At 65.8% G+C, this 7,894-nt stretch carries 8 protein-coding genes; 4 read left to right on the top strand and 4 right to left on the bottom strand.

Annotated features, from left to right (window positions below; genetic code table 11):
• On the bottom strand, positions 1-1,826 hold a 1,826-nt coding region (locus tag VIR09_RS02160), incomplete at its 3' end, for an Rne/Rng family ribonuclease (RefSeq protein WP_332011373.1).
• 522 nt (positions 1,827-2,348) lie between these two features.
• On the opposite strand from VIR09_RS02160, the gene VIR09_RS02155 reads away from it, so the two are divergent.
• The 4 genes from VIR09_RS02155 (at position 2,349) to msrQ (ending at position 5,772) form a co-directional block, all read left to right on the top strand.
• Entirely contained in the window at positions 2,349-3,311 is a 963-nt protein-coding gene (locus VIR09_RS02155) for an RluA family pseudouridine synthase (RefSeq protein WP_332011371.1), read from the top strand.
• A gap of 2 nt (positions 3,312-3,313) precedes the next feature.
• Positions 3,314-3,964: an HAD family hydrolase gene (locus VIR09_RS02150; RefSeq protein ID WP_332011369.1), complete on the top strand. Its 651-nt coding sequence runs from the start codon at positions 3,314-3,316 to the stop codon at positions 3,962-3,964.
• Positions 3,965-4,149: 185 nt separating this feature from the next.
• Positions 4,150-5,112: a protein-methionine-sulfoxide reductase catalytic subunit MsrP gene (msrP, locus tag VIR09_RS02145; RefSeq protein WP_332011377.1), complete on the top strand. Its 963-nt coding sequence runs from the start codon at positions 4,150-4,152 to the stop codon at positions 5,110-5,112.
• A gap of 9 nt (positions 5,113-5,121) precedes the next feature.
• Positions 5,122-5,772, top strand: a complete 651-nt coding sequence (gene msrQ, locus VIR09_RS02140) for a protein-methionine-sulfoxide reductase heme-binding subunit MsrQ (protein WP_332011367.1) — start codon at positions 5,122-5,124, stop codon at positions 5,770-5,772.
• 10 nt (positions 5,773-5,782) lie between these two features.
• Here msrQ and VIR09_RS02135 read toward each other — a convergent pair whose 3' ends face one another.
• Genes VIR09_RS02135 through VIR09_RS02125 form a run of 3 tightly spaced genes read right to left on the bottom strand, consistent with a single transcriptional unit; the run spans position 5,783 to position 7,881 of the window.
• Complete coding sequence (locus VIR09_RS02135) at positions 5,783-6,568, bottom strand: N-acetylmuramoyl-L-alanine amidase (RefSeq protein ID WP_332011365.1); 786 nt, start codon at positions 6,566-6,568, stop codon at positions 5,783-5,785.
• A 3-nt stretch (positions 6,569-6,571) separates the two neighbouring features.
• Positions 6,572-7,282, bottom strand: coding sequence for an SAM-dependent methyltransferase (locus VIR09_RS02130; RefSeq protein ID WP_332011363.1), 711 nt, complete (start codon positions 7,280-7,282; stop codon positions 6,572-6,574).
• Positions 7,279-7,881 (bottom strand): Maf-like protein, encoded by a 603-nt coding sequence (locus tag VIR09_RS02125; protein WP_332011375.1) that lies wholly within the window; start codon positions 7,879-7,881, stop codon positions 7,279-7,281. The genes VIR09_RS02130 and VIR09_RS02125 overlap by 4 nt, the downstream gene beginning before the upstream one ends.
• Between the last annotated feature and the right edge of the window lie 13 nt (positions 7,882-7,894).

Below are 7,894 nucleotides of genomic sequence, written 5' to 3'. Positions count from 1 at the left end.
TGGCGTTCGCCACGGCGTTCCTGGCCGTCATGGCCGCTGCGGCCCTTGCCGCGGCCGGAGCTGGCGCGCTTGGCGCTGTCTTCCTGGGCGGCGGGAGCGGGCTTGGCCGCCTCGGAGCTGCCTCCCAGCCAGCCGAACAGGCGCTTGAACAGGCCGCCCAGGCCGCCGGCTGCTGCCGGAGCAGGAGCCGCCGCGGCGGGAGCAGGGGTCGAAACCGGAGCGGGCTGCGAGGGCGTGATGCCCTTGACCAGCGCTTCCGGACGGGACTTGATCTCGTGTTCGCGCGGCTGCCAGGGGGCGTCCGTGGCCGGAGCTTCAACCAGTTCGAAGCTGGTCTTCAGTTCTTCCAGGCGCGGATCGTCGTGGCGCAGGCGCTCGATGTGGTGGTGCGGCGTTTCCAGATGCTTGTTGGGGATCAGCATCAGGTTGACCTTGAGGCGGGCTTCCATCTTGGTGATGTCGGCGCGCTTTTCGTTCAGCAGATAGGTAGCCACGTCGACCGGCACTTGGGCGTGCACGGCGGCGGTGTTTTCCTTCATTGCTTCTTCTTGCAGCAGGCGCAGCACGTGCAGGGCGCTGGACTCGGCGTCCCGGATCACGCCGGTGCCGTTGCAGCGCGGGCAAGTGATGTGCGAGCCTTCGTTCAGGGCCGGGCGCAGGCGCTGGCGCGACAGTTCCATCAGGCCGAAGCGCGAAATCTTGCCCATCTGGACGCGGGCGCGGTCGAAATGGAGAGCGTCACGCAGGCGCTGTTCGACGGCGCGCTGGTTCTTGCTGTCCTCCATGTCGATGAAGTCGATGACGATCAGGCCGCCCAGGTCGCGCAGGCGCAACTGGCGGGCCACTTCGTCGGCCGCTTCCGAGTTGGTGCGCAGCGCGGTTTCCTCGATGTCGGCGCCGCGCGTGGAGCGGGCCGAGTTGACGTCCACGGAAACCAGGGCTTCGGTGTGGTCGATGACGATGGCGCCGCCCGAGGGCAGCGTCACCGTGCGCGAGTAGGCCGTTTCGATCTGGTGTTCGATCTGGAAGCGGGAGAACAGCGGGATATCGTCGCGGTAGCGTTTGACGCGCTGGACGTTGTCCGGCATCACCACGCTCATGAAGGCCGTGGCCTGGTCGGCGATCTCGTCGGTATCGATGAGGATTTCACCGATTTCCGGGGAGAAGTAATCACGGATGGCCCGGATGACCAGGCTGGATTCCAGGTAGATCAGGATCGGCGCGGAGTTGTCGCGCGCGGCGCCGTCGATGGCGGTCCAGAGCTGCAACAGGTAGGACAAGTCCCACTGGAGTTCTTCGACATTGCGGCCGATGCCGGCGGTGCGAGCAATGATGCTCATGCCCTGGGGCAGATCGAGCTGCTCCATGGTGTCGCGCAGTTCCTGGCGATCCTCGCCCTCGACGCGGCGCGAAACACCGCCGCCGCGGGGGTTGTTGGGCATCAGGACCAGGTAGCGGCCAGCGAGCGAGATGAACGTGGTCAGGGCGGCGCCCTTGTTGCCGCGCTCTTCCTTTTCGACCTGGACGATCAGTTCCTGGCCTTCGCGCAGGGCGTCCTGGATACGGGCGCTACGGACGTCCACGCCTTCCTTGAAGAAGCTGCGGGCAACTTCCTTGAAGGGCAGGAAGCCGTGGCGGTCTTCGCCGTAGTTGACGAAGCAAGCTTCCAGGCCGGGTTCGATCCGGGTGATGACACCTTTGTAGATGTTGCCTTTGCGTTGTTCGCGGCCGGCAGTCTCGATGTCGAGGTCGATGAGTTTTTGCCCATCGACGATAGCGACGCGTAATTCTTCCTGATGCGTCGCATTGAACAGCATGCGCTTCATGAGAGGGGTTCTCCGTTGTCATGACGCGCCGATATCGGCGCGTGACCTCGGGTCACTCGGGCTGCGGCTGAAGCGGGCAAGAAATGCGGACCGTACCTGGGCGGCGCCCAGGCGTATCCGCCGCGGGTCAGGCGGGCACGTCGAGCCGTGGGGCTCGGGGTTCTGTCAGCAGGAGGGTCAGCTTCACTGAATGTGGTTTGACGGAAAAGTGCTGTGAACGGCAGTTGCGGTCGGATTGGTTGCCCACGCGCAGCTGGTGCTTTAAATATGCGACGATTCTTGCGGTGCTTCAGAGCCGCTTGCGGCATGCAACGGACCTGCTGGGACAGCGGGCAAAATGAATGCCACACCACTATCCGGCAGGGCGCGGTTGCGCCGGCGACCAAATGACCCCAGGGGTTGAATGAGCAGGCAGTACAATGGCGGCCCGCGCGCTCGACGGAGTTGCGTAACGTTGCATCTCTACGTCAGGCGGCTAGTTCAGCCCCTTTAGGCTGTCCCGATTATATGTCGCTTTCCGCAATGCGCAAAGAAACTTCCTCCTCGAAAACCCTCTCTAAAGCTCCCCCCGCCGTTCGCATGGTGGAGGTCGACGCCGAGCAAGCCGGCCAGCGGCTGGACAACTTTCTGGCCAGACTGTGCAAGGGCGTCCCCAAAACCCACATCTACAAGGCCATCCGTGGCGGCGAGGTGCGGATAAACAAGGGACGCACTTCGGCCGACTACCGGGTCGCCGAGGGCGACGTGGTGCGTATTCCGCCCCTGCGTTTGCCCGATCCGGGCAAACCCCGTCCGGTGCCCGGCGCTGAATTCCCGGTGGTGTTCGAAGATGAGGCGCTGCTGGTGGTGGACAAGCCCGCCGGCGTGGCGGTCCATGGCGGCAGCGGCGTGTCCTTCGGCGTGATCGAGCAATTGCGGGCCGCCCGGCCCGGCGCCAAGTTCCTGGAACTGGTCCATCGGCTGGACCGGGAAACCTCCGGTCTCTTGATGGTGGCCAAGAAGCGCAGCGCCTTGCTGGCGTTGCACGCCATGTTGCGCGAAGGAAAAGGGGACAAGCACTACCTGGCCCTGGTCGAGGGCGATTGGGTCAACGACCGCCAGCACATCAAGCTGGGCCTGTCCAAGTGGACCACCCAGTCCGGCGAGCGCCGGGTCAAGGTGGATCCGGACGGCCAGTCGGCGCACACCATTGTCACGCTCAAGCAGCGCTTGGGTGGCTATAGTCTGGTCGACGCTGAGTTGCGCACCGGCCGTACCCACCAGATCCGGGTGCACCTGGCCGCCAGCGGCTTTCCCATCGTGGGCGACGATAAATACGGTCACGATGAGGTGCGGGCGCAGTTTGCGCGCATGGGCTTTGGCAGGATGTTCCTGCACGCCCACCAATTGACCCTGGCCCATCCGGTGACGGGCGAGCCTCTGACGCTTACCGCCGAGCTGCCTCCAGCTTGCCGGCAAATACTGAAACAACTGGAGTCGGTCTGATTATGTCGTATTCGCTGGTCGTTTTTGACTGGGATGGCACCCTGATGGATTCCACGCACAGCATCGTGGCCGCCATCCAGGGCGCCTGCCGCGACCTGGAACTGGCGGTGCCTTCGGCATCCGATGCCAGCTGGGTGATAGGCCTGTCCCTGGAAAGCGCCCTGCGCCGCGCGGTGCCGGAACTGACCCAGGCGATGCTGCCGCGCTTCCTGGAGCGCTACCGCACGCATTACCTGCTGCGCGATCCGGAATTGCGCCTGTTCGAAGGCGTGCAGGAACTGCTGGCCGAACTGGCGGGGCAGAACGTGCGCCTGGCGGTGGCGACCGGCAAGAGCCGCGTGGGTCTGACCCGCGCGCTGGCCGCGACCGGCCTGGGGCCGCTGTTCGACGCTACCCGGACGGCCGACGAAACCTTCAGCAAGCCGCATCCCGCCATGCTGCACGAATTGATGCAGGAGCTGGACGTGGATCCGGACCGCGTGGTGATGGTGGGCGACACCTCGCACGACCTGCAGATGGCGATCAATGCCGGCGTGCATGGTCTGGGCGTGACCTATGGTGCGCACACCCTGAAGGAGCTTGAGGGTTGCGCGCCCCAGGCGGTGCTCGACAGCGTGCCTAAGGTGCGCGAGTGGCTGCTGCCGCGGATCTAGCTGGCGCTTTGCGCCAGGGCGTCCCCGGGGCGCGCTGAGCCGGATGCGGAACACCTTGCGCCGGCGCGGGTCTATAGGAAATACCCGCAAGCGCCGCCTGCCGCGGAATATCATGGGGCGGCGCGGCGTCCATGGCTTGCGCAGGGCGCGCCCATGACCCTGCGGGCGCTACACCGGAGACCATGATGTTGATACGCAAGCCCGACGATTTCCTTCCGTCCGAGATCACCTCCGAGGCCGTCTGGCGCTCGCGCCGCGAACTGATGCTGCGCGCCGGAATGGTCGCCGCCGCCGCGGGCCTGCCGGGGTGGGCCATGCGCAGCGCGCATGCCCAGGAGGCCGGTGCCCTGCCAGGCAAGGCCAACGCCGCCCTGAGCGTCATGGACAAGCAGACCGCGCTGGCCGACATCACGTCGTACAACAATTATTACGAGTTCGGCATGGATAAGGATGATCCAGCCGCCAATGCCGGCAAGTTGCAGACCCGTCCCTGGAGCGTGAGCGTCGAGGGCGAGGTCGGCAAGCCGCGCACGTTTTCCATAGAGGAACTGCTGAAGCTGGCGCCGATGGAAGAGCGCGTCTACCGGCTGCGTTGCGTCGAGGGCTGGTCCATGGTGATCCCCTGGGTGGGCTATTCGCTGTCGGCGCTGCTCAAGCAGGTCGAGCCTACCGGCAACGCCAAGTACGTGGAATTCGTGACTGCCGTGCAGCGCGAGAACATGCCGGGCGTGCGCACCGCGGTCCTGGAATGGCCCTATGTGGAGGGCCTGCGCATTGACGAGGCCATGAATCCGCTGGCCATGCTGGTGTTTGGCGTCTACGGCAAGGTATTGCCGAATCAGAACGGCGCGCCATTGCGGCTGGCGGTGCCGTGGAAGTACGGCTTCAAGTCGGCCAAGTCCCTGGTGAAGATCCGCCTGGTGGAAAAGCTGCCCGTGTCGTCCTGGATCAAGGCCGCGCCGCAGGAGTATGGCTTCTATGCCAATGTGAACCCGGACGTGCCCCATCCGCGCTGGAGCCAGGCCACCGAGCGCCGCATCGGCGAGGACGGGCTGTTCTCGCCCAAGCGCAAGACCTTGATGTTCAACGGTTATGGCGAGCAGGTGGCTTCGCTCTACCGGGGTATGGACCTGAAGGCGAACTACTGAGGCGATCCCATGCCTGACGGCACTCCGCAGGCGGCGCCGGCCGCGCCGCCGCGCAAGACCCCGCTTTCCGCCAAGTCGGTGGGGCGTTTCAAGCCATTCCTGTTCCTGCTGGGTCTTGCGCCTTTCGCGCGCTGGATCTGGCTGGGCGTGAACAACGGTCTGACGGCGAATCCTGTCGAGTTCCTGACCCGTTCATCGGGCACGTGGACCCTGGTCTGCCTGCTCGTGACGCTGGCCATCACGCCGCTGCGCCGGCTGACCGGCCAGCCGGCCCTGGTACGCCTGCGCCGCATGTGCGGGCTGTTCGCGTTCTTCTACGGTTTCATGCACTTCATGGCCTGGGTCTGGTGGGACCGCGGTTTCGATCCCGCGGGTATGCTGCGCGACATCGGCGAACGCCCTTTCATCATGGTGGGATTTGCGGCGTTCGTGCTGATGGCCGCGCTGGCGGCCACCTCCACGCAATGGGCCATGCGCAAGCTGGGCAAGCGTTGGCAGGCCCTGCATCGCGCCATATACGCCATAGGCTTGCTGGCGGTGCTGCATTACTGGTGGCACAAGGCCGGCAAGAATGACCTGGCGCAGCCTGCGATGTACGCCGCCGTGCTGGCCCTGCTGCTGGGCTGGCGGCTGGTCGCGTGGCTGCGCGGCCGCGGATAGCTGGGCGCCTCTACAACATCGCCAGCATGATGGCGGCGGTTTCCGCGTCGGGCTGGCCGTCGTACAGCGCGGGCCGGTAGTGCATCTGGAAGGCCACCAACGCGCCGATCGTGGCCGGATCCAGCGTGCCATCCTGTGGGCAGGCGTAGCCCAGCCGCGCCAACTGCTTCTGGAACCACGCCACGTCAGGGATGCCCTGGGCCTGCAGTCGCGCAAGGTGCTCGGCGGCGCCGCTTTCGTCATACCAGCGCCCGATTCCAGCCTCGGCCAGTATTTTCCAGGGGAAAAGGGGGCCGGGATCGACCTTGCGCTGGGGCGCGATGTCGCTGTGGCCCACGATGTTTTCAGGTGCGATCCCATGGCGCTGCGCAATATCGCGCACGAGTATGGTCAGGGCGCGCAATTGCCGGTCGTTATAGGGGTGCCAGACGGGCTTGCCGTCCGGGCCTTCCGTCCAACCTGGGTTGACGATTTCTATGCCGATGGATGTGCTGTTCATGGCGATGTTGCCGTACCAGGAACTGGCGCCGGCGTGCCAGGCGGCGCGGTTTTCGTCCACCAGCCGGTAGGCGCGGCCAGCGTCGGTGACGAGATAATGGGAGCTGACCTTGCCCTTGGAGAGCAATTCCATCGAGCGGGCGTCGTCGACGCTGGTGTAGTGCAGCACGATGCTGCGAACCCGGCTGGCCTGGCTGACCGCGGTGACCGAGGTGTCCAGGTCCAGGCCGGCGGGGCCGCGCGCGGCGCACCCTGCCAGGATGGCCGCGGCAAGCGGCGCAAGAATCAGGCGGCGCATGGGTCAGCGCGCCAGGAAGAGGAACAGCGTGGGCAGCTTGTCGAGCTGGGGCGCAGGCTGTTTTTTCCAGTCGGCCACGCTGCGGGTCACGATCCATTCATCGGCGGTGGTGACAGAACGCGCCACGCACAGCTTGGTCTCGCCCTTCAGGCTGGCCAGCAGCGTGGCGAACATGGCGGCGTTGCGATAGGGGGTCTCGATCAGCAGTTGGGTCTGGTTGTGCTTGGCCGAGTGCTGTTCCCAAGCGCGCAACTGCTTGGCGCGTTCCGCCGGGTCCACCGGCGCATAGCCATGGAAAGCGAAGCGCTGGCCGTCCAGCCCGCTGGCCATCAGGCCCAGCAGGATGGAGGAAGGGCCGACCCAGGGTTTGACGGTGATGCCGAGGCGATGGGCGGCGTCTGCGACCTTGGCGCCCGGATCCGCGACGGCGGGGCAGCCGGCCTCGGAAACCAGGCCGATTTCCGCGCCTTTGAGCGCCGGCTCGAGCCAGGCCTTGATCTGGGCGGCGTTGATCTTGTCGCTAAGGGTGTGGATGGTGATTTCCTGCAGCGGCCGGGTGGTGCCGATCAGCTTGAGGAAGGCGCGGGCGGTCTTGGCGTTTTCGGCGATATAGGTGTCCAGCCGGCCCGCCAGGGCGCGCACTTCGGCGGGCAGCCAGCGCTCGGGCGGGGCCTCGCCCAGGCCAACCGGGATCAAGTGCAGCGCGCCGCTCATGCGGGCGCTCCAGGGGCGTCCAGCGGGTCCAGGCCGAACTGCGTCAGCATGCGGGTCAATGCGATCAGCGGCAGGCCGATGATGGCGGTGGGGTCGTCGCTCTGGATGCTTTCCATCAGCGCGATGCCCAGGCTTTCCGCCTTGGCGCTGCCTGCGGTATCGTAGGGCTCCTCGGCGCGCAAATAGGCCTCGATGGCGCGGTCCGTCAACTGGCGGAAATGGCAGCGCGTGACAATGTCGGCTTTCTCCACCCGTTGGCCGTCGGTGACGGCCAGGGCGCTGTGGAATTCCACGATCTGACCCGACAGGGCCCGCAATTGCGCCAGGGCGCGTGGGAAATCCCCCGGCTTGCCGATGGGCTGTCCGTCCACGGTGGCCACCTGGTCCGAGCCGATCACGATGCTGCCGGGATGCTTGACTGCCACCGCCATGGCCTTGGCGACGGACAGGCGCAGCGCCAGGGCTTCAGGCGTTTCGCCGGACTGTGGCGTTTCGTCTACATCGGGGGAAATCGCCGTGAAGGGCAGGCGCAGGCGGGACAGCAGTTCTTTGCGGTAACGCGAGCTGGACGCGAGGATCAGGCTAGGCTTTGAAGGCATGCGATATTTGACG

Source organism: Achromobacter sp. (assembly GCF_036567245.1).
Classification (GTDB): domain Bacteria; phylum Pseudomonadota; class Gammaproteobacteria; order Burkholderiales; family Burkholderiaceae_B; genus Achromobacter.
This window is presented reverse-complemented; position numbering and strand designations above follow the sequence as displayed.

What these genes read in the sequence shown, in the direction of transcription:
- VIR09_RS02155 (WP_332011371.1), top strand. Translation starts at nt 2,349, where the DNA reads ATGCGCAAAGAAACTTCCTCCTCGAAAACCCTCTCTAAAGCTCCCCCC.
- VIR09_RS02150 (WP_332011369.1), top strand. Translation starts at nt 3,314, where the DNA reads ATGTCGTATTCGCTGGTCGTTTTTGACTGGGATGGCACCCTGATGGAT.
- msrP (WP_332011377.1), top strand. Translation starts at nt 4,150, where the DNA reads ATGTTGATACGCAAGCCCGACGATTTCCTTCCGTCCGAGATCACCTCC.
- msrQ (WP_332011367.1), top strand. Translation starts at nt 5,122, where the DNA reads ATGCCTGACGGCACTCCGCAGGCGGCGCCGGCCGCGCCGCCGCGCAAG.
- VIR09_RS02135 (WP_332011365.1), bottom strand. Translation starts at nt 6,568, where the DNA reads ATGCGCCGCCTGATTCTTGCGCCGCTTGCCGCGGCCATCCTGGCAGGG.
- VIR09_RS02130 (WP_332011363.1), bottom strand. Translation starts at nt 7,282, where the DNA reads ATGAGCGGCGCGCTGCACTTGATCCCGGTTGGCCTGGGCGAGGCCCCG.
- VIR09_RS02125 (WP_332011375.1), bottom strand. Translation starts at nt 7,881, where the DNA reads ATGCCTTCAAAGCCTAGCCTGATCCTCGCGTCCAGCTCGCGTTACCGC.